The organism is Brevibacillus brevis, assembly GCF_900637055.1.
Classification (GTDB): Bacteria; Bacillota; Bacilli; order Brevibacillales; family Brevibacillaceae; genus Brevibacillus; species Brevibacillus brevis.
Genome location: NZ_LR134338.1, coordinates 951986 through 971420, shown reverse-complemented (window position 1 = coordinate 971420; position 19435 = coordinate 951986). Strand labels below are relative to the sequence as shown.

The 19435-nt window shown below is 47.1% G+C and carries 27 protein-coding genes; all 27 read right to left on the bottom strand.

Annotated features, from left to right (window positions below; all coding sequences use genetic code 11):
* Positions 1 to 80: 80 nt before the first annotated feature.
* Positions 81 to 1256: a polysaccharide deacetylase family protein gene (locus EL268_RS05105; RefSeq protein ID WP_126435365.1), complete on the bottom strand. Its 1176-nt coding sequence runs from the start codon at positions 1254 to 1256 to the stop codon at positions 81 to 83.
* Positions 1243 to 1419 (bottom strand): hypothetical protein, encoded by a 177-nt coding sequence (locus EL268_RS32650; RefSeq protein WP_164724435.1) that lies wholly within the window; start codon positions 1417 to 1419, stop codon positions 1243 to 1245. Before EL268_RS32650 ends, EL268_RS05105 begins: the two co-directional genes overlap by 14 nt.
* Positions 1416 to 3086 carry an Ig-like domain-containing protein gene (locus EL268_RS05100; RefSeq protein WP_126435363.1) on the bottom strand — a complete coding sequence of 557 codons (1671 nt, stop codon included), beginning with the start codon at positions 3084 to 3086 and terminating at the stop codon, positions 1416 to 1418. The genes EL268_RS32650 and EL268_RS05100 overlap by 4 nt, the downstream gene beginning before the upstream one ends.
* Before the next feature lie 16 nt (positions 3087 to 3102).
* A complete protein-coding gene (locus EL268_RS05095) occupies positions 3103 to 3657 on the bottom strand; it encodes a hypothetical protein (protein ID WP_115984609.1) in 555 nt (184 codons plus the stop codon).
* Between the two features lies 1 nt (position 3658).
* Positions 3659 to 3979 carry a hypothetical protein gene (locus EL268_RS05090; protein WP_115984568.1) on the bottom strand — a complete coding sequence of 107 codons (321 nt, stop codon included), beginning with the start codon at positions 3977 to 3979 and terminating at the stop codon, positions 3659 to 3661.
* A 4-nt stretch (positions 3980 to 3983) separates the two neighbouring features.
* Entirely contained in the window at positions 3984 to 4343 is a 360-nt protein-coding gene (locus tag EL268_RS05085; protein WP_106657704.1) for a hypothetical protein, read from the bottom strand.
* Between the two features lie 16 nt (positions 4344 to 4359).
* Positions 4360 to 5004 (bottom strand): phage tail protein I, encoded by a 645-nt coding sequence (locus EL268_RS05080; RefSeq protein WP_164724434.1) that lies wholly within the window; start codon positions 5002 to 5004, stop codon positions 4360 to 4362.
* The gene (locus EL268_RS05075; protein ID WP_106657706.1) at positions 4997 to 6112 is read right to left on the bottom strand and encodes a baseplate assembly protein; all 1116 of its coding nucleotides are present in this window, start codon (positions 6110 to 6112) and stop codon (positions 4997 to 4999) included. The genes EL268_RS05080 and EL268_RS05075 overlap by 8 nt, the downstream gene beginning before the upstream one ends.
* Positions 6105 to 6416, bottom strand: coding sequence for a hypothetical protein (locus EL268_RS05070; RefSeq protein WP_106657707.1), 312 nt, complete (start codon positions 6414 to 6416; stop codon positions 6105 to 6107). The genes EL268_RS05075 and EL268_RS05070 overlap by 8 nt, the downstream gene beginning before the upstream one ends.
* Positions 6416 to 6826 carry a phage tail protein gene (locus EL268_RS05065; RefSeq protein ID WP_106657708.1) on the bottom strand — a complete coding sequence of 137 codons (411 nt, stop codon included), beginning with the start codon at positions 6824 to 6826 and terminating at the stop codon, positions 6416 to 6418. Before EL268_RS05065 ends, EL268_RS05070 begins: the two co-directional genes overlap by 1 nt.
* Entirely contained in the window at positions 6796 to 7239 is a 444-nt protein-coding gene (locus EL268_RS05060) for a phage baseplate assembly protein V (protein ID WP_197724040.1), read from the bottom strand. The genes EL268_RS05065 and EL268_RS05060 overlap by 31 nt, the downstream gene beginning before the upstream one ends.
* Before the next feature lie 5 nt (positions 7240 to 7244).
* Positions 7245 to 8261, bottom strand: a complete 1017-nt coding sequence (locus EL268_RS05055) for a phage late control D family protein (RefSeq protein WP_106657710.1) — start codon at positions 8259 to 8261, stop codon at positions 7245 to 7247.
* A gap of 6 nt (positions 8262 to 8267) precedes the next feature.
* Positions 8268 to 8483, bottom strand: a complete 216-nt coding sequence (locus tag EL268_RS05050) for a tail protein X (protein ID WP_106657711.1) — start codon at positions 8481 to 8483, stop codon at positions 8268 to 8270.
* Positions 8483 to 10465, bottom strand: coding sequence for a hypothetical protein (locus EL268_RS05045; RefSeq protein ID WP_126435361.1), 1983 nt, complete (start codon positions 10463 to 10465; stop codon positions 8483 to 8485). Before EL268_RS05045 ends, EL268_RS05050 begins: the two co-directional genes overlap by 1 nt.
* A gap of 135 nt (positions 10466 to 10600) precedes the next feature.
* Complete coding sequence (locus EL268_RS05040) at positions 10601 to 10924, bottom strand: phage tail assembly protein (protein ID WP_126435359.1); 324 nt, start codon at positions 10922 to 10924, stop codon at positions 10601 to 10603.
* A 16-nt stretch (positions 10925 to 10940) separates the two neighbouring features.
* Positions 10941 to 11462 carry a phage major tail tube protein gene (locus tag EL268_RS05035; protein WP_115984625.1) on the bottom strand — a complete coding sequence of 174 codons (522 nt, stop codon included), beginning with the start codon at positions 11460 to 11462 and terminating at the stop codon, positions 10941 to 10943.
* A gap of 24 nt (positions 11463 to 11486) precedes the next feature.
* Positions 11487 to 12950, bottom strand: coding sequence for a phage tail sheath family protein (locus EL268_RS05030; protein ID WP_126435357.1), 1464 nt, complete (start codon positions 12948 to 12950; stop codon positions 11487 to 11489).
* Complete coding sequence (locus EL268_RS05025) at positions 12950 to 13234, bottom strand: hypothetical protein (protein WP_106657767.1); 285 nt, start codon at positions 13232 to 13234, stop codon at positions 12950 to 12952. The genes EL268_RS05030 and EL268_RS05025 overlap by 1 nt, the downstream gene beginning before the upstream one ends.
* A complete protein-coding gene (locus tag EL268_RS05020; RefSeq protein WP_106657781.1) occupies positions 13231 to 13725 on the bottom strand; it encodes a hypothetical protein in 495 nt (164 codons plus the stop codon). Before EL268_RS05020 ends, EL268_RS05025 begins: the two co-directional genes overlap by 4 nt.
* Entirely contained in the window at positions 13718 to 14278 is a 561-nt protein-coding gene (locus EL268_RS05015) for a phage tail protein (RefSeq protein WP_106657780.1), read from the bottom strand. Before EL268_RS05015 ends, EL268_RS05020 begins: the two co-directional genes overlap by 8 nt.
* Positions 14275 to 14607 carry a sugar transporter gene (locus tag EL268_RS05010; RefSeq protein WP_106657779.1) on the bottom strand — a complete coding sequence of 111 codons (333 nt, stop codon included), beginning with the start codon at positions 14605 to 14607 and terminating at the stop codon, positions 14275 to 14277. Before EL268_RS05010 ends, EL268_RS05015 begins: the two co-directional genes overlap by 4 nt.
* Complete coding sequence (locus tag EL268_RS05005; protein WP_126435355.1) at positions 14604 to 14882, bottom strand: hypothetical protein; 279 nt, start codon at positions 14880 to 14882, stop codon at positions 14604 to 14606. The genes EL268_RS05010 and EL268_RS05005 overlap by 4 nt, the downstream gene beginning before the upstream one ends.
* Positions 14883 to 14894: 12 nt before the next feature.
* The gene (locus EL268_RS05000; RefSeq protein ID WP_126435353.1) at positions 14895 to 16028 is read right to left on the bottom strand and encodes a major capsid protein; all 1134 of its coding nucleotides are present in this window, start codon (positions 16026 to 16028) and stop codon (positions 14895 to 14897) included.
* A 6-nt stretch (positions 16029 to 16034) separates the two neighbouring features.
* On the bottom strand, positions 16035 to 16412 hold the full coding sequence (locus EL268_RS04995) for a head decoration protein (RefSeq protein ID WP_106657803.1): 378 nt from the start codon (positions 16410 to 16412) through the stop codon (positions 16035 to 16037).
* Between the two features lie 12 nt (positions 16413 to 16424).
* Positions 16425 to 17498 carry a head maturation protease, ClpP-related gene (locus tag EL268_RS04990; RefSeq protein WP_126435351.1) on the bottom strand — a complete coding sequence of 358 codons (1074 nt, stop codon included), beginning with the start codon at positions 17496 to 17498 and terminating at the stop codon, positions 16425 to 16427.
* The gene (locus tag EL268_RS04985) at positions 17482 to 19134 is read right to left on the bottom strand and encodes a phage portal protein (RefSeq protein WP_126435349.1); all 1653 of its coding nucleotides are present in this window, start codon (positions 19132 to 19134) and stop codon (positions 17482 to 17484) included. The genes EL268_RS04990 and EL268_RS04985 overlap by 17 nt, the downstream gene beginning before the upstream one ends.
* Positions 19135 to 19150: 16 nt before the next feature.
* Entirely contained in the window at positions 19151 to 19426 is a 276-nt protein-coding gene (locus EL268_RS04980) for a DUF6148 family protein (protein WP_106657787.1), read from the bottom strand.
* Between the last annotated feature and the right edge of the window lie 9 nt (positions 19427 to 19435).

The following is a 19435-nucleotide window of genomic DNA, read 5'->3' as shown; positions in this document are numbered from 1 at the left end:
CTCCAAGATAGAGTGCAGATGTAGTTCCTTATGAAAAAGCGCCCTCAAACTAGAAGGCGCTTTGATCGTTACGTGATTGCTTACATGCCGCAGCTGTCCAGCCATTCACTGAACGTCACGGTATCGATGTCAGCTCTCCGGGAATAGGCATAATCCACAACCTCTTGGAAGTTGCTTACGTTGTACTCGATACTTGACGAGGCTTCACCGCTAACGATCTTGTGGAACATGAACAAACACACGCCCCCTACCTTTGCCGCATTATCAATGTGCCCTTTTAATGTGGACGGTGCAATTGTATGATCGACATTTCGAATCTTGATCGTCCGTTTATCAGGTGGTGGCGTTGTCACCGTATCTTCTTGGACAGTGCGGCCCGCTCTGCGAGATTGCATAACTTGCAGCACCCTTGCGTCATACGCCCCGTATGGGTACGCCAAGATATTTGACGCTCTCGTAAAGCCATTTGTATTCAACCAGGCTTCGGCGTCTCCAATTTCTTTCTCGATAGCTGCTGCATCTTTCAGGTCTTTCAAAGTCGCGTGGTTCATGGTGTGGTTGGCCATGTCCCATCCGTAGACGTACATTTCCTTTAGCTGTTGCAGTGTGCAATAGCCAGACCACCCTACGTGCGACGGAATGACGGCAATGACACCTGGAAGGTTAAATTTCCCCATGTACTTGAACGCTTCGGTGTACTGTGTCAACCAACCATCGTCAAACATGAAAATCACCTTACCGCGCTGTGTTTCATCACGAATGATCGAATCAAATATGATCGACGCCGTAGTGTTCTCGTTGGACTTAACCCGGATTTGCATAGAGACGATATCCCGTGCCAGGCTTGCAGCTCCAATGGGCTCCAGCTTGCTGACATCGATGATATGTTCATTCCACCCCAGCGCCATTCGCCATCCTCGCACGGTGTAGCCCAAAAATTCAGCATACCCAGTATCATGGGCCAGATAGAGCTGAAACTCATAAAAGTCGGTCAAATTGTCTACATAGTATTTCACTTTCAGGGTTTTGGCGCCCGCTAAGTTTAAGAGAACGTTTCGGCGTGCGGCAATCGATGTGCCTGTCGAAGTGACTTGCAGCTTGCCATTGTTAATTGACACCGAGCCGCCGCCGTATGCTTTTAGCCAGGAATTTGTATCACTAAATGGCTCCACAAGTCTGCCTTTCTTGAAGTCCCGGACTCGAGCTAATATCAAGTCTTTGTTTTTCTTGTCTGTTGTAGGACTAGACCACGCCATTTTCACCGCCACCCTTTTGCGCTTTTTTCAATTTTGCATTCTCTTTTCGTAAAGCCTCAATCTCTTTTAGTCGAGCCTCTTCCTGCTTTCGCTCTTCTTCCCCCGCTGGAGTGTAAACCCACTCGCCTAATGAGCCATCTGGATTCCTTTTCCGGTATCTCATGCTTTGATCGCCCCCGATAAACTCGTAGCAGACGCTGTTGAGTTTGCATCATTGCTGCTCAGTGTCAATTTCAAATGTAGTTGAGCATTACCTGTCGCATAGGTTCCAATAAACTCCGTTTCTAAGATACCCGTTATCACAGGAGCAGAGGTTTTTGTCATGGATTGATAAGATTCTGCCGCTCCAGCTGCCACGATGGAAAGAGCTCCGTCCACCTTCAAATCACCGGTTTCATGTTGGAGCCATGCAAGCACTTCTTTAGCTGTCGTTGATTGAGGAGATAGCTTATATCGGGCATGTGCTGTCTTGAGACGAGTTTTCGTCACCGAACGGGTCAGAGAAAACGTGACTACCGTTGTTGCCCCTAATGAATCTGTAGCCGTTATAACAAGATTGTTTGATCCTGAAACCATCTGCTTTGGCGTGACGGTTATTGTCCACGCTCCTCCACTTACCGATACGGGTACATCTGCACCACCGTTCAAACGATATTTCATCGTCACGCTATTTCCATCTGGATCAGAGACAGTACCATTGATTGTAATGGGTGAATCGTCCGACAGATTATCGTTATTCGCGACGAATGAGTGTGTAAGGGTTGGAGGGCGATTCAACACCACCGTAAATGTACGCTCTGCAATGATGGATGTACCGCCTTTGTTATCCTCAGACCATACTTCCAATAAATGCGTGGCTCCCTCATCTAACAGCCCAGAAACGGCAGTCGTGCCATCCTTAATAGCCCCGCCTGTAAATGTAAACGCCTTACTAAAGGATAGTGGATTGACTCCATCAGCTGATGCCTGCATGATTCGATAGTTTGTGCCTTTGTTTACACGTATATAGACAGATACGATATCACCAGGATCAGTGTCCAAAGTGGTGCCCGTGACCGTATAAGTGTTGCCTACAGACAATTTAATTCCGTTTGCTGGAGCAGAGAGTGTCAGCGTCTGTCCGTAGTTGTCCTCGTAAGTAACGGTTACGGTATAAGCGTAGTAGTAGGTGTAATATGTGCTAGATGGCCCATACACCGTGCCAGAGTATGACTGAGAGTAATTGTAAACCCGCGTGTCGGGCTTGGTAACTGTCCCGGAATAGGTTCCCGTGGCAGTAGCATCGTAAGTATACCTGCCTGATCCACGATACCAACGTTGACAAGAGCCAACAGACGACCCGGTACGAGACAAAACACCTGTGTAACCTTCACCATCTGAATAGGACACGGTGGATGGTAGCTGCGACAATGCTTGACTTTGCGATTCGCTACACTCATATCCCAATGTATATGTAGCTGTTTTAGAGTCAGTTGCTGTTTTTTGGCCGGCAGGACTACCGCTTACGAGATAAGAGTTTGAACCTCCAGACTTGTACAGTGTTCCGCTATATGTACCGTCGTTGTAGCTGATGGTGGACGGAAAACTGTCTGTGCTGTCTGTGCGTGTGTCTGACACCGTTTTTGATGCGGTGCTGCTGTGTGGGGTATAACGGGTGTACGAGCCTTCGCTGACATTGATCGTCACTTCGTTGCCATTGACGGAGTGCGTAACTTTACCCGTGTTGACCGTTACAGAAACTACGCGCTTCAAATTGGGAATGGTTATCTTTTGTGACCTGCTTTGTGAGGTTGATTCCGGAAAATTGACGACGGTAGACTTGCTTGCCATCCAACCGCCTCCTTTCTTACGTTACGGCTATTTTCACGCTATACGTATCAATCGATCCTCGACGCATTCGTTTGGCTGCCGTATCGATCTCTACTGTTGACCGTGCCAGTATAGCGTTTTCGGTATAGGTAGATGTAGGAGCTGCATTTAGCGTAATCACCCGAGTAGACTCGTTGATTGCCGTGATTGTTCGCTCTTCTTGATTAGAGACAGACGCTAGGGTAACCTCTTGTCCAACTGCAAAGCCTGAAACAGATGCAACGGTAACATTCGTGCCCGATATAGCCTGGATCGTCGTTCTCGTCTTATCCAAGGCAATAACTGCATCTTGAATCCCGTCGAAGGTATCGACGAAAATCCCATTGTTTCCGGCAGTTCTGTCTCCAGTCGTGATCTTAGCGTGCAGGTGGAGGATGCGATTTTCCATCCTGATGACAATATCATCGATGTCCTTTATGCCTTCCTCTATGTGGTTCATACGCCGCGCTGTGAAACGGGTGCCATCTTGGATCGTTTCACCTGTTTCTGTATTCACAAGCCTATCTACCCAAAATTGACGTTGATAGGGCATCTCACACACTCCTCACTTCAAAAGGAATCTCGAACAGTAGCAAAGCACCTGTTTCGTGCGAGGAGATACTTGCATCAGAGGTGATCATTGCCGCTCCACTTGCATCGACCAGTTTTGCCTCTGTAATGGTGCCGGCTGCGTCTGTTGCATCCAAATAGACGTATAGTTGTACAACCGTCCTTTGCGCATTCGTAATATGCTTGGTTTGTGTGATCGGATGAAGGTTAGACTTCCCATCAACGGTGATGATTGCATTGTTGAGTTTCGCACTAACCGAATTCCGAATGAATTCGAGGAAAGCTGGTTCCACTTTTATTGCCATCCAATCACCCCTTCCCGTACGCCCGAAACGGAGAAGTTGTTTTTATGATCACTTGTGTAAATGGCTCAAAATATTCCTCAAACACTTCGCCTTCTTTGACCGTAAATGTGTAGTTGTTAATCGTGAATGTCAAATCGTTCGTTCCGTCGTTCTTAATAACAAAGCCGTACATGGGCTCTGTGAAAATTTGCGTAGTATCTGTGGCACCGCTAAAAGGCTCTTTTGCAGATAAGCCGCGAAGTTGCACGAACATAGCACCTTTATTACCCTGAATTTCCTGAAATTCATCCTTCGTCACATTGAAATATTGCGGAACCGGAAGTAGACCGCCGTCACGTAATATATGTCTTGTGCCAATTGGCATCTGATTCCCTCCTATATCATTCCGTTGCTGTAAACATAGGCATGCCAGGCGCAACAAAGACGGGCAAGCTTGGAGCATTGACAACAATTTCGTCAGGGTAGAAGGTATTGCACACAAAGTAATCAACAATAAATCTTTTAGCAGAAATATCTACTCTGATCGTGCTGGCTATGATCTTGAACACAATGTCATCAAGCCAGGAGCTTTTGCGCTTCACACCTTCCACCAGGCGGCGGAACTTTGCCAGATCCCCCGGCTCAAAAATCAACTGTTCTGTCTCAATTCGAAAATGATGCGGTTCTCCTCCATATTCGAACCATTCACGGACCGATGAATTTTTGAACACAATAGATGCGACCTGCTCGATTGCCCAGGGCGTGCCCTTATATCGATGAGCTCCAATTGCCGTTTTGACGAGCTCTCTCCGACTTTCAAGAGATAACGTTGAATCATAGAAATCAACGTGCAATTGGTGGGCTAAAATGTCCACAACTTCTGAATCTAGTTCATCGATCCGAGAGAACATCAGCACCAGTTTCATATCAGAGGATATGTCCTGCATTTCCTTTGTAATGGCTGCAGCCAACGCTCGAATCTGCTTGTCTTCTTTAATGGATAGGGGAAGGATGTCCGACAGTTTAGCGTTGTAGATATCAACCACTTTCCAACCCTCCATACACCACATTGACCGTATGTTCTTTAGCTACTTGCGATTCAGTCAGCGTGGTAAAGACTGGACTTGTCACAGATACTCGTTTGGCTCCCGCCTTCTTCATTTGAAAAACAAGCTCGGATGGATCGATGTCACGGCCAAGTTTGCCTTTTTGCCAAAGTTGATAGGCAGCAACGGCTTTATTCACATTTGCTTGTATCGTAGTAACTGCACTCTCTTTGTCCGTATCGATCCAGTATGTGGCCTCAATGTCGTATGTTTTTTGTGTTGGAGCCAAAACAAATACCTGGTCGGTGAGTGGCCGAATCTTTCTATCATTGCAAACAGCCGCGACTTGATCCAGGATTGTCTGATCCGGTATCACTCCCGTTTTGAGTAGAGGTCGAATCTCTACCACTCCAGCCCTTGGACTTGATACATTAACATCCCCTAGAAGGGTACTGGCTGACTTTGCCCAAAACTCATAGGCTCCAGAAGGACCAGCTACGGAAAAACTCTCTGGTGCCTGACGGATTCGTTCTGCAAATGAATCGTCGTCCTCTTCATCTGCCCCGCCACTCGATTCAGTGACATTAGATACCGATTGGACAAACGGCAGAGGGTCAACCAATTGGTTCAGTTTCCCTACTGGATACTCATTGCCCATCTCTCCCACGGAAACGCATTCCGCTTTAATCTCTACATGTGTTGCTCCCCCGGTGACAGTGACGTCCTCTGCTGTTGCAAAAAATACGTTGTCCCCTGCTGTGACCCGCGTCCCTTTAGGGATGGGCTGGGATACTGGTGTCGATAAGGTAAAACGAATCGTGGTCTTAGCCTTTGTAGCCGGTATTCTTATTACATTTAGCAAGATGCCAATTAGGTCCAAGTACTTTCCTCGCGCGTATTTAAGCAAGTTCTGTTTTGCAGAGTCGTCGATAATGATTCTTTGCTGCACAAAAAAAGGCACGAGGCTCTTGATAAAGAGTCGTACCGGATCGGCTGGTGCAAGTGGTCTTTTGTATTCTTTTTCGTAGTTTGCGATTAGATCCGCTTCGATCTGTTGAGGCGATTTATTGGCGAATGATACATCTGGTAAAAAGTCAAACCTAGACACCCTTTATCGCCACCTTTACCAAAGGTTTTAACATCCCGTTTTCATCACCTTCATACGTAACTTCCTGTACCTCTGCGCGGGGCTCATACTGTTGGATTTTTTCAATGAGTCGTGCCGAAGTGATTGCCATATAGGCATTCACAGGAGCATCTATGTTTGGGTCCCATCCGAATGAACGATACATCGGAGACGTATGAATCATACTCTTCATGATCGTCCTCACATTTTGGATAACTTCTGTTTCTCCCGTCGCGCCGAAAATAACCTCTTTAAAATCACTGGTAATCGTTACGATTTGAGCCATTAACTTCCCGCCTTTTTCGGATACTCCTTGAGACGCAGCTCAACGTTAACAGATAGTAAACGACCACGGCCGTCATAGTTTTTGTGTTGTTCGCTGACCGACTCGGTAATCCATTGGCTGGTTGAAACAGGTTTGTTTCCAATCACCAATAAGTCCCTTTGGCCTGTATCCCTTTTGATCCGCAATGTTTTCAGTTCCGATTCTGGATCTACCCCGAGCGAGGTTTTCAGCTGAATGGAAAGACTGATTTCTTCAAGCCCCGGACCAACGAATTCCGGAATCGGTTTGTTTCGATGGATGTCATGGGCTACCCACCGGCTCGAGCCGTTTCTTGTCATATCATCAAAAGTACGAACACGCTGGGAAGATACTTCAAAAATCACTTCTCCAAGACTTCCGATGACCGCCATTCTGGTTCACCTCGCTGCGTCGTTTGGTTGTATGTGATATTGGCGTTATTGACGACAATTTTCCCAGGGTGGAGGAAATCAATGGTTATGGTATGCGTTTCTCGATCGTAGTCGATGAATGTCCCATCACCAAACCGGATGTGTCGTTTATTTTTGTTTTTGATTGGCACCAGGTCCTCTTGGTTGTACGTTGATCCAAGGATGATCCCATCTGCATTCCCTGTCGGCAAGAATAGGCACCATACCTGTTCATTCACATCTGGGAGCCAATAATCTTTCTGCAAAAAAGAACCGCGAGAAAGGATGTCCATGTTGTAGGACACGACATCCTCGCGATCACCAAAAACGACCCTTGCTGTCGCATCCCTCTCGTCCACGCTCGATACAATGCCGACACGTAATATGTTTTTCATATCCATTACCAGCCCAATACCTTTCTGCATTCAAGCGAAGTTTCGTAGCCATTACCGCTATAGGCATGAACAGCTTGCGTAATGATGTATTTCCCGCTCACAGCCCCAAAATTGTTCAGCATAAACGTCATACCGGCTACTAGGTTAACGTCTCCCATCAAGGTAATGCTTGCCGTGTGCTGCTCCTTATTCGCTTGGCGCAGCGCACTTTTGGCTTTTCGTTCTGCCTGGCGTCCATCCTTTACGCGCTCATTGATATACAGCGTACGTCCCGTTTTTGGAGCGTTGGGAGGTATAAAGGTATGATGGATCTTCTTTTTCCCCTTCGGACTGTGATAGTCCACAATCGCGCGGTTATAGATGCCTGTCGTGGTCACATGTGCTGAAAAGCTTTTGATCTTGGACGTTGCGTAATTGAGCGAAAAAGCAGGAGGTTTCTCCTCGTATTTGGCTTCATCAAATAAACTGATCTGTTTGCCTGTCAGCTTAACAGCAATGCCAGCATCATCGCACAGTCGCATGAGGAAACCAAGGTCGGTTTCCTCTGTTTGTTCAATCCGATCATAGTCCTCGTCTTCTGCGTCAAAAAGAAGTTCGAGGCCATTCTTGCCTGCAATATCTTTTGCGATCACAGACAAACGCGTTTTCTCCCATGCACGGTATTTTCGTTGAGCCCGGATCGTCGATGCATCTGGCACAGACACGCCTTGGATGCTTACGGCATTGGGTGGACTTGTTAGGCTGATCTCGTTGATCTCGAAATACCCGCAATTTAAAGCATCCGCTTTCCCATCATCGATCCAATTTTCACGAATGATTTTTGCCTTTATGCTTGCATACAATTCTGGCATCCACGCTGCCCACCACAGGCGTTCCCGATCTGCTAGGTTGATAGATAGGGTATCCGCCGTGCCAGAGAGGTTGTCGGTGTACTCAAACGAGATGAGGTACGGCTGCAGGTCATTCGATATATTCTTGTTGTCATAGAATAGTTCAAATTTGACTCGTCTTGGCTGTGCCACCCGTCGTCACTCCCTCTTCCAAGGAGGCAGATTTGATGTATCCTGCGTCGTGACATTGCCAATGTCGGGAACAACGAGGACGATTCCGGATGAAAAGACTACCGTCTCTCGATGCTTTAAATTGGCTTCAATTAACTGTGGCATGAAGTACTCGCTGCCCATCGTTTTATAAGCGATCCAGTCCCACATGTCTCCTGCATTCGTTGTATATGTTCCGGCCATCAGGAAAACCTCACCGCCCTCTCATTCCTCATGAACCGCTGCATATTCGCCTTAAATTCATGATAGGAGGCTCGGAGCATCAACTCGTTTTCCGCTCGATTTCCGCCTGAAAGGTTTGGTGCGAACTGAAAAACAAACGTTTGATTCCCGGTGCGTGACGACAACGCCTGATTCGCTCTCGACCATAGATTGGAGTCGAGATTACGATTCTGTTGGGCAGTCAATACACGTTCCCCTTTGTGAAGCTCTGCACGGTATCCATCGAACGGGACATAAGGTAGTCCGTTTGCATGGGAACCATTTACCCAACTCCACGCTTTTTCGTACCATGCAGGTTCTGGTCCTGCTGTCATGGTTGCATTTGGACCGCCGTAAACGGGTGTAGTGGTAGGATCTAGGCCAGCAGCTCTCATGCTCTCTATTCGGGCTTCCAGTTTGCTAAAGGGAGTTTCCAGCTTGTTTTCTCCCCACATTCCATCCCAAATACCCTGAATGATAGATTTCCCGACATCATATCCTACGTCTTGGGCGATTGGAATGAGAGGTACAGCTGCCGCTTTGATCAACTCACCGAGCTTCGATGCAATTTCATAAGTGACACGTTGCGTGGCTTCACTCCCTCCGGAGCTCCACCACGTGTTGAACGTATCGTATACATCCGCTACGATAAACTCGATTTTCCCCCAAACATCCAACTTCTTATATTCAGGATTATTGAAAATCGTCTGTAGCTTATTAGATGCAAACTGGACTGACTTCGTAACAGTTCGTCCCATTTCCGCAAAAGCATCTGACCCCAGCTTCGCCAAATCCTGAAACGCTTCTGTTTTGGTCAAATTGTCGATTTCTTTTAACGTTGGTTTCAAAGCGTCTAACGCTTCTACCCCCATTTTGGTCCATGTCAGTTGAAGCTTTTCTACGAGCTGTTCATACATAACAAGACCAGTTGTATCCACATCACTCAACAGCTTGGCATCGATGTTCTGTTTATCTAGCAACTCATTCATGCCCTTGATAATGCCGTCAATTCCCGATTTGGCAAACTTCTTAATGTCTGACCTTGGCATGTTAAAACGCTCAACGATAGACTGAGTATCGCCAATCAATAACTCGTTGAGAGCGATAGCCGCTCCCTGCATCCCCTGTTGTTTATTGATCGTACCCAGCTTCTCGGATATATCAATCAGTCTTTGGACTTGTCGCAGGTCTTTCGTTTTAAACAAAAATGCCTGACCGGATTCAAAGAAGTCCGTCATCCCGAAACGGGATTCAATGGCACGCTTCTCCATCCAGTTGAACAACTGATCTGCTTTCTTTTGGTCCCGGAGCAATGATTGGATGACTTCGATGTTGTATTCTCGATCGGCCGCTTTGCTGACGCTATCCATCATCAAGTCAAAAGCAGATTTCGCAGTCTTTGCTCCGACAGCAATCCCAGCCAGACCAACCCCAACCGTACCAAGATACCCCCCAACAGGTATCAATGCAGCCCCTGCCAACGCAATTTCCCCTATGGAGACTCCCGCAGCAAGTGCGTTTGCCTCCATGGTTTGAAGTTGGCGAGAATAAGCGTTCAGATTGTTTGATTCACTTCTCATTTCTCGATTTAATGCGGCTATGTTCTGTTTAAACTTATCGACCTGTGAGGCTGCTCTCTTTTGTACGTTGGTAAACCGTTGAAGGTCGTTTTGCAGCTTCTGGCTTTCCCGTCTGTACACCTCTTCGCTGATTGCGCCACTTCGGTATTTCCGCTCCAAAGAGGCAAGGCCGCGCTTGGTTTTCTCTATCGCTGCCGACATTTTCGAGTGCAAGGTGGACATGGATTGCAGTTTGCCATTTGCCTTCTCAATAGATGCCTGATACTCGCTGATTTTTTTTCGCATATCCTGCATACGGCGGGAAGCGTTATCGAACGCGCTGGTGAACGATCTGTTCATTTTCCCAGACATCTTGATTGTGAATTCATACAGTTTCCTACCCATCCGTTTCGCCTCCCTCCGTAATTTCCATGGCTGCTGTTACCCATTCATTTAAATCGTTCAAAGTCATGCCAAGGAAAAACTCCATGCTGGTATGCGTGTTCCTCGCCATATTGAGTACAAGTTTCCGTAACTCTCTTATTCCTCCGTCTTCTCTATCTCCTCCATCTCCTTCAAATCCATACCGAGCAAAAAAGCATGCGCCGCCGTTACTGCTCGGTAAAAATCCCGTGCTCCAAGTCTTAATAGATCATGGTAGAGGACTCCGCAAGCTTTTGCGGCAAGCACCGCCCGGAAAGCCGATGATTGCATGTCATTCGGGGAAAATCCACTAATCTGGCGGGCCTCATCAGTAGCATTAATAATATCCGCGCCTGTCAGTTTATCGAAATCAAATGTCAGGGAGGTTATCTCCTTATCGTCTACTTTCAATGGTTTTTCCAATGGCAGTGGTAATTTCATTTTGCAAAACTCCCTTCTATAGTCCAAGCGCTCGGCGCGTATCAGCCAACTGGTCCTTGCCGTTCACTCGATAGATGTAATTTAATTTGTCGAGCTCCAAGATGTTTTTTCCGTCCAATTCTATTTTGATATACGTGATTTCCAACTCTGTACTGCTGTCTGTTGTTGCGTTCTTTTCTAGCTTTCCTAGTTCTCCACTGGTGGTGTGCCCTTGAACGACGATCCGTAGCGCACGGGTTATCGGACGACCAGAACTACGGTCATGTTCTTGCAGAGCTCCACGGCAATCTAGTCGATGGGCACCCAGCTCCAGAAAGTCAAACAATCTATCTGTGATCGAATGCCAATTCAGGATGATTTTTTGAGAGCCGAAGGACCCGACAGAAGATTCAAAGCTGCCGAATACCCCAGCTCCTTTGACTTCCTCTGTGGCAAAAGAAAAGGATGGCAATTGGATATCTGCCACCCCCACAAGGTCTGTTGTATTTTTGTACACCATGAAATCCTTTAACCGATCAGGAATTGCTTTGTTAGCCATTGTTTATCCACCTGCCTTGTATGATTAGGCTGCAAAGAGATTTTGAAGATACGCCACATCAAATTCAAGTTTGAACTCAATGTTTTCAGCCGGTACGGGAGCCGCTAGGAACAACCGATAAGAAACTTTTCCGTCCAGCAACGATGTGACCGGATTATCCGCTGCTCTGAATTCTACACGCCCGCCGAGTATGGAACCTTGCGCTGTCAGTCCATTCAGCCAGATGTTTGTTGAGTCCACAACTGTGTCAATCAACCTTCTGTTTGTTGGATCGTCCACCACTTGCCAATGGGTTAAGATAAGCGTGTTTCCGATCCAATTGAACATCTGACGTACGGGAATGAATCTGTCTTTCACGTCCGTATTGGCTGGATAGACAGATGTGTTGTTTCCCCACAACTTCCATCCACCGACGAAATTGATTGCCGTGACAATCCCCTCACCATTAAGATAGGCTGCTTGATCTACGCCGAGGTTGATTTCGGTATCAGCTTCATTTACGACAGCGTTCGCTTGAATGTTTTTGTTGGAAGGCGATACATATGGAACGTTGCCGTTTTCAGCAATGACTTTGCTATTCAACGCTGCAAATTGCGTAGACAAGTGATAAATCTCGTCGCCCAATTTCGCTTTAAGATAGCAGGCCACTAGGTGTGGGTCGCTGAAATTGTTGTTGTTTTTCCATGCTGGTGCTTCTGTGTAAACGCCAGCTCCTGTTGAAGAAGAATCAATATCGGCAATGGCCATCGCTTTAAACAAACTATTAATGCCAGTAGACTTTGCTTTCATGACAGCTGCAACGGCTGGCTTTTTTGAATGCTTCGGTACTACTATTTGCCCTGGGACTAGTCGATACAACGGGAATATCTTGTTGATCAACTCTAGTCCTGTCACCTTGCCTGTTCCTGAATCGATTCCACCAATGATTTGTGCATCTGTTACGGTGGAAGGCATGAGTTTATCGTAGGATACAGTCAATGAGGTTTGGTTCGCCGGAATATCCCCACCATCCACGCGAGAAATGACAGGATGCCCTGATCCATTGAATACAACTGTATAGTCCTTATTTCGCACCAAAGCATTACCTGCACCAGTGAGTTTTACGACCAGGGTCGAAAGCAGCACGCCGTCAACAGCAATTGTGTATTTACCTGATGAGAGAGTAATTGCGCTGTCCGCCACGTTCTCCTTATGGATGGAAGGATCCAGCACGTTGACAAATACAGCAGGAGCAACGTTAAAAAGCTGAAATTGAGCTTTGATAGCCTCGCATAGTGTATAGTCGTTCCAGTCCGAATGGTATCCAAGAGCCTTTACCGCTTCCTCATAGCTGTAGGCCAGTACCGGCTTATTCACATATGCGGATGGATTGTCTGTCAAATGGATAGGAGCCGTACCGAAATAGACGGGCAATCCGGCTGCAGCTTCAACAGGCGAAAGGACACTCGTACCACTTTCTGAGATAGATACCTGGTGTTTATAGGCCACTATTCTTCAACTCTCTTTCCTGCGGCGTAATCAGCGGTCTGCTGGAAAAAGACGCTCTCCGGTGTTCCATGATCTCTGATCGCCGCTTCTGCTTGGGACAGCTTTTCAACGGGCACGAACATTTTCTTGATGGCTGGACACGCTTCGATGTGCTTGCTCAGATGTTGTGGAATTCCGTCCGTAAATAGCGCGTATCGATGCAGAGTGCCATCACGTAAACTACTCCCGCAGTAAATGACGTGCATTGGTTCTTTTGCAGTCACCTTTGATTCTGCTTTGCTCATTTATAAAATACCTCCCAATCAAATTCGGACTGTACTTGTGGAATCAGTACGTCGAACGTGATGTATGTCGCCCATTCTGGGAATGGTTGCTCGTCTGGTTGCTCTGTTTCGAAAGATTCGTCATCGATCTGAAAGCGATCGTCAATGATCGGATCTCTTTTTAACCCAATCTTTATCCGATTCGCTACATTCAGGCTATCAATCCAGCCGTTTTGTTCGTCTTCGCTGTATGTGATGACGATTACACGAATTTTAACGATGTTTGCCTGCCTCCCGTCGTTCTCTCTCCGAAAACGAACGACAACGGCGGGCAGCTCCGCTTTGATTTCTTGCGGATCAGCTACAGGTGATTGTTTGCTCTCACTCAGAAACCCGCTAACTACCTGTGGTGCTTTGTGATCGTGGCCATCTAGGTTGGTGGGTAGCACAAAATCTTTCACAAGCGTTTCAATACGCTCTTTCAGCTTGTTAACTAGGACAACATTAACCATCTAGCACCCGTCCTATTTCATGCTCGAGACGCTTGTCCAATGTCTCCAGCATTTTATTCTGTATTGATTTTCGTACCTTCTCGTTGTCTAGCATTTGCGGTACAGCAGGCGCATAGAGTCCTTTGATTGGGAACCTCTTCGGTGTCGTTCGTCTGTATACGGAGGCCACATTTCTGACTTTGGCAACAAACGCACCAGGAATCGGAGATTTCCCGCCAGCTCGTAATACTTGGGCCAAGATCGGTTTTTTTCTACCAGGCTGCGGCGATTTCGGCGTGACACGAAAACGAATCAGTGGCATCACATGGCCCTTTGATTCCAGACTGCCGTCCAGATTATTCGCGGATGCTTTTTTGAGCTTCATCGTCTCGCTGACGTCTCTTTTTCGGACAAGGTACGTATCCCTTACCCTGGCAGCCGCTTCCGTTTTCCCGCTGGACAGGGCACGGTTCATTGCCCGTGCCTGTACCTTTGGAATTTGCTTCGGAATATGTGCCAAAAGATTTGCCGCTTCATTCAGTCTCTGTTTGATGGAGTTGTCGAAATCAATCATGGGTTTGAATTCCCTCCAAGACGGATTTCCAAAATGCCCTCAAGATCAGAAGGTGGGGCTACAATTACATACGCTTTTTTGTTTATTTTTAACGTGTGCCCAACTGGTGGAATGAATGTAAAATCGGCTCGGCTCACATAGAGCATTATTTCTTCCGTGTATTCGCGGTCATGGGTCGGGTAGGAGTACGATCGATTCCCCCCACCAATCGCGACAGGCTCAATCAATCCCGTAATCTTCTTCCCATCGATGTCAATTTCATCTGCAAATTCGCATGTATTGAGAAAGACAGTGGCATCCGCCTTTAGTTGGTCCTTGAATGTGCTCATTTGGGCGCGTCTACAATCAATTTGTCCGTATCAAGATTTAAATTAAGCTCTTGATTATCGTCAGAATGCTCGTCCTGTTCCGTATCCTCGCTCGTTATTCCACCAGAGCCTACATCACTATCAGTTTTTATGTCAGGTTCAGTCTCTTCAAACTGCACTACCGCCCCTTCACCGATCAGATGCGCTACATCCTTTTTGTGAGCATTAAAAATGGCGCCCTTCTCATGAAAGACACCATTATGCTTCACTGTTCCAATTTGCACTTGAAATCGCATGATAGTTTCCTCCTACGCGCGCGTTTTGATAACAGACCATGCAGATACGTCAAACGGCTTCGGCAATGGACGGCTCTTCACAATAAGAGATTTCACATCGGTCTCATGGTTGACTGTTACCTTTGTCGCACGAGGCCCTGCTACAGTAACATAGTTGATACTACCTTCTGGGATGAAGGTATTTGCACCGTACAAAAGTTCCCCAATATTTCGTGGCGCGACAATGACCTTTTCGGGGTCGATGTATGGTTTAAGAGACTGCGTTGTGTCATCATAGTACCACGCATCATATCGGTACACATCGAGTCCAAGTTCGGTTAAACGGCCAATGTAAGTATAACCATTTCCATTCTCAATGCTGAGCTGGGGATTGATCGTTCCGAATTGCGCGTATCGCAGGTCCATAAACTTCGTCATGAAATTATCGTCTGCTCGAAGATTAGCCCACGCCTCATCACCAAGGAGGGCGACAGTTGGATTGTATCCAGCCTTTCGAGATTTTCTGACCGCTTCCTCCAAGTCTTCATACTTTTTGGACGTAGTCTGGTTCCATTGGCTTCCGGATGTAAGGTTGATCATGTTGTCAAACCCAAAGTCGATGGTATCAGTACGAACAACCGTTGCGGCATCATCAATGTAACCGGATACTGTTACTTTACCCGTCTGCAGAAGTTCTGCACCCATCAACTCTTCGCGGCGCGTGACCATGTCGGAGAGCTCCAAAAAGTCGCGGTTCATCTGTTGTACAGCCCGCTCATCTGGCGACATACCGCCAAATACCGCTTCCCCAGGCATGCGAGTTTGTAGCATGCTGATGTCAATTGGGGAAGATAGGTTGATAAAAGGTGGCGTATAAATTTTCGTTTCAAATCCATCTCGCTTGATATTAATTGGCATACTGCCTTCTGCAACAAGTGGTGCAACACGTTGGCGGTTTTTGTAGAAATCCACTAGAACATGCTTTGTATCGAAAGTCTCCTCTCCAGGGAAGAACATGTCCCGAAGGAACGTTGTAACTGGCATTCTTCGTTGAAACGAAGGAAGCATGGTTTGTGGTTCGTAGATGCTAATGCCACCACCTGTAACAGTTGCGGCATTTTGCGGACTCATAAAACGTCCTGCGATGGCAGATTGTTTAATTTTCACGGTTGTTTACCCCCGATCAGTTTTGTAATGGATATTGACGGTGCGAAGCTCATCTTTGTGGTTGTCCACTGAATCGCCGGCCGCCACTTTCAGGGCGTCATATCGAAAAACACCCGTTTTATACGCTACTGCGTTTACATCAGCTCCGGTTGTGTCCACGTCCTCAGATAAAACCAATGACGCGATCTGACTTCCGTCTGTTGCTGCTTTGTTTACCAACGCATACTTCCCGTTGGCGGTGATCTTTCCGAGTACGGATCCGCGTTTGAGCTTCCCTTGACCAGCAAGTAATGTCACAGCTGTTGTCATTGCGGACACTTCCGTCCCCGCGAAAAAGGACTGATTATCCACCGTGCCAAATGTAGTAGAAATGTTTGGTGCCATGGTTATTCCTCCTTATCTTTGTAGGCGCTGCATTGAATGTGCATGCGCGAGTTGCTGGAAGACTGCATTCACGTCTTTCAAGTTGTTCAAGTCATACTCTTTTTCCGTGTTTTGTTGTTGTGATTGAGCTGTCACATCAAGAGCTCCAGACGCTTGATTAGCTGCTACTGCCGCATTGAATAGGCCGTTATTGATCATCTTGCCCTCTTGCATAGCCTTGAGAGCAAGATCAGCGGCTGTCATTGGGTTTTCCCCATACTTCGCCTCGTTGACCAAAGCAGGATCGATATTTGCTGCAATAGCGTCAATGGCGCGAAGGCGCTCCCTCTCTTGTGCAGTTGCATCTTGAGTATTTTGTGCCTGATTCGGTACGGGTGGTTGTGGTGCTGCATTTGATGCTGTCGGTGGTTGTGGATCGATTACTTGTGTTTGATTGGTTACTTGCATAAAGCTCGCTCCTTCCGTTTGGAACTTCATAATTTCATTTCGGACACGGTCTATCACCTGTTGGGGAATCATTTCGATGCCTGCATGTGCGACAGCACTAAGCTGATTCGAATCGTCGAACATAATTTCATCGATAAACCCTTTTGCCAATGCTTCTTGTGCCGTCATCCACGTTTCTCGGTTCATGAGGGTACTCAATTCGTTCTGAGACAACCCTGTTTTTAGCCGGTATGCATTCGCAATGGACTTATCGACCGCTTGGAGAAAATCCGCTGTGTGCCGATGCTCCCACTTATCTCCCTGAGTCCGAGTCTTTGCGTTGTGAATCATGAATTGCGCCGTTGGTGACATTCTGACCTTCTTTCCACCCATGGACGCGACAGAAGCAGCACTAGCTGCCACGCCAACGATTTGGACGTCAACACCAGCTGGATGGCTTTTCAACATGGTATAGATTTCACTGCCCGAATAAACATCACCACCACCTGAGTTGATAATGACCTCAAGATCATCGCCGTTTGCTTCCGCAATAGCTTTCGATATTTTCCCAGGGCTTGTTGCATCCATTTCAAACAAGTCGTAAATCCATTGATGGTCATTCGGTATGATTACGCCTCTAACTTCAATCCGTTTTGGCATTTTGTTTGTCACCTCCTTTCATGCCCGGAATATGTGCTTGCGGCAGATCACGACGTGCCTCCCACTCGCGCGTCAGCACGTCAATATTGCTATCCCAATCCATCCCTGTGAGCTCCGCCGTTTCCCGTTCGTGCGTGCTAAATCCGTTGTTGATTCGCTTCACGGCAGCATCTACTTCTTTCTCAGGGTCGATTTGACCAGGACTCGGTCCAATCCAAATAGCTTGGCTCCATAGCTTTCGCATAACCGGATCGCTAAAGAATCCAGGTGCCTTAATACGTCCAGTTGCCACGGCTTCAAACAACCACGTCTCGTAGGTCGGCTGACAGAAATCATGAGAGAACCAATCACGGCGGTCCCGGAAGGATCTCCACGCTTGCAAGAGTGCAGCTCGACTCGCTGAATAGCTACTGTTGAATACCGAAAGCAACACTTCATACGGCATGTCCAACGCCGCGCCTGCTAACTGCGCCATGGTCTTTGTAAACGAATCAAAGCCAGCATTCGGATGCGTAGGATCGCCAAAGGTCACTTCCTCGCCTTCTGCCAACATGTTGATGGTTCCCGGCCCCAACTCGTAACTGGAGAGCCGTTCCTCTGGCGACAGTTTCAATTGCTCACTTTCAGGAATGGGATTGGTAAATGGTATCTCGTTTTTTGCTCCCTCTTTTCTTGTAATAAAGGCAGCGAAAAAACTATTGATGATCGCCGCTGCAATCTCTGCCTCGGCATAACGGTCCATTTGTTTGACTTGCTCGATGACAGGTGCAAGATACGGTACACCGCGATATTGCTCTGCCCTCTCCGCATCCATCACAAAAAGCACGTTAGGTAATCCGGAAACCGGATTCTGTGCCTCAACGCGCGCCCATTGTGTTATATGCCCTTGTGGAATCGTACTGTTTGGGTGTTTATTGCTTATCCAGTAAGCGATCACTTTACCATTCGGGTCTGTCTCGATTCCATTTCGGATAGTACGGCCATCTGATAGCTCCACATATTCTGACGGTGAGAACCCCTCGGTAGTAAGGATTGGCGAGTATCCTTGCGTATGATTCGGATTGTTGAGCCTGTCCCCTTCAATGAGGTGGAGCCGCATACGATACGGATTTAGCCGCTCTGCGGCATCCGCATATTTCATAACAGCAAGGGAATCACCGTTCAGCAGCCATCCGGTCAACATGATCCGTTGTGCATCGTAGAAGTCATTCAGCCCGGTGTTATCGATCTTGGATGATGCCCAAAGGTTAAATTCGAATTTTGTACGATCTTCCCACTCTTTTGCCTGTTCTGCCGTAATGCCAAGCATCCGGTAATTGAGTTGACATTTGAGTGTGAGTCCCGAACCGACGATGTTTGACTGATTCTTCTTTATGGCCCCTGTAGCAAGTCCGCCACCCATGTAAAGGTCACGGCTACGTTCACGTAGCACAGCAAGGTTTTGCCCGATGTCCTCTTGCGGACTTTTGCTATCGCTGTGCCAGCCTTTCATTGAGTTTTTTCTCCGACTGGCCCCGTTATTCGAATAACCACTATTCGTAGCCTTCCGAAATGCCGATAGCTTTGCGCGATTCACTTCTCGCTTTAACGCCATAGTTGGTGATATCCATTCAATTGTTTTGTCTATGAACTTCACAAATTACTCACCCCCCTTACAAGTCTCGATAGATGACTCGAAATGCCTTACGCTTTGATGGACTCTCACCCGTTGTTAGTGCATTTTCCAGTTCGTTTTTCCGATCTTGTAGCTTCTCGATCTCATCCTTAATGAGTTTCAAGTCGCCGCGACGCAAATTCCTGGACCCGATCCGGTACTCCTGTGCGCCTGTCAAAATGGCTGTCTCTGCCTCGTAGTATTTACTCAGGCGGTCCTTAACAATTTCTAATTCATCTTGTATCCTTTTCTGCTGCTGTGGATCATAAGTCAAATCCTACAC

What these genes read in the sequence shown, in the direction of transcription:
- EL268_RS05105 (WP_126435365.1), bottom strand. Translation starts at nt 1,256, where the DNA reads ATGGCGTGGTCTAGTCCTACAACAGACAAGAAAAACAAAGACTTGATA.
- EL268_RS32650 (WP_164724435.1), bottom strand. Translation starts at nt 1,419, where the DNA reads ATGAGATACCGGAAAAGGAATCCAGATGGCTCATTAGGCGAGTGGGTT.
- EL268_RS05100 (WP_126435363.1), bottom strand. Translation starts at nt 3,086, where the DNA reads ATGGCAAGCAAGTCTACCGTCGTCAATTTTCCGGAATCAACCTCACAA.
- EL268_RS05095 (WP_115984609.1), bottom strand. Translation starts at nt 3,657, where the DNA reads ATGCCCTATCAACGTCAATTTTGGGTAGATAGGCTTGTGAATACAGAA.
- EL268_RS05090 (WP_115984568.1), bottom strand. Translation starts at nt 3,979, where the DNA reads ATGGCAATAAAAGTGGAACCAGCTTTCCTCGAATTCATTCGGAATTCG.
- EL268_RS05085 (WP_106657704.1), bottom strand. Translation starts at nt 4,343, where the DNA reads ATGCCAATTGGCACAAGACATATATTACGTGACGGCGGTCTACTTCCG.
- EL268_RS05070 (WP_106657707.1), bottom strand. Translation starts at nt 6,416, where the DNA reads ATGGCTCAAATCGTAACGATTACCAGTGATTTTAAAGAGGTTATTTTC.
- EL268_RS05065 (WP_106657708.1), bottom strand. Translation starts at nt 6,826, where the DNA reads ATGGCGGTCATCGGAAGTCTTGGAGAAGTGATTTTTGAAGTATCTTCC.
- EL268_RS05060 (WP_197724040.1), bottom strand. Translation starts at nt 7,239, where the DNA reads ATGAAAAACATATTACGTGTCGGCATTGTATCGAGCGTGGACGAGAGG.
- EL268_RS05050 (WP_106657711.1), bottom strand. Translation starts at nt 8,483, where the DNA reads ATGGCCGGAACATATACAACGAATGCAGGAGACATGTGGGACTGGATC.
- EL268_RS05045 (WP_126435361.1), bottom strand. Translation starts at nt 10,465, where the DNA reads ATGGGTAGGAAACTGTATGAATTCACAATCAAGATGTCTGGGAAAATG.
- EL268_RS05040 (WP_126435359.1), bottom strand. Translation starts at nt 10,924, where the DNA reads ATGAAATTACCACTGCCATTGGAAAAACCATTGAAAGTAGACGATAAG.
- EL268_RS05035 (WP_115984625.1), bottom strand. Translation starts at nt 11,462, where the DNA reads ATGGCTAACAAAGCAATTCCTGATCGGTTAAAGGATTTCATGGTGTAC.
- EL268_RS05025 (WP_106657767.1), bottom strand. Translation starts at nt 13,234, where the DNA reads ATGAGCAAAGCAGAATCAAAGGTGACTGCAAAAGAACCAATGCACGTC.
- EL268_RS05020 (WP_106657781.1), bottom strand. Translation starts at nt 13,725, where the DNA reads ATGGTTAATGTTGTCCTAGTTAACAAGCTGAAAGAGCGTATTGAAACG.
- EL268_RS05015 (WP_106657780.1), bottom strand. Translation starts at nt 14,278, where the DNA reads ATGATTGATTTCGACAACTCCATCAAACAGAGACTGAATGAAGCGGCA.
- EL268_RS05010 (WP_106657779.1), bottom strand. Translation starts at nt 14,607, where the DNA reads ATGAGCACATTCAAGGACCAACTAAAGGCGGATGCCACTGTCTTTCTC.
- EL268_RS05005 (WP_126435355.1), bottom strand. Translation starts at nt 14,882, where the DNA reads ATGCGATTTCAAGTGCAAATTGGAACAGTGAAGCATAATGGTGTCTTT.
- EL268_RS04995 (WP_106657803.1), bottom strand. Translation starts at nt 16,412, where the DNA reads ATGGCACCAAACATTTCTACTACATTTGGCACGGTGGATAATCAGTCC.
- EL268_RS04990 (WP_126435351.1), bottom strand. Translation starts at nt 17,498, where the DNA reads ATGCCAAAACGGATTGAAGTTAGAGGCGTAATCATACCGAATGACCAT.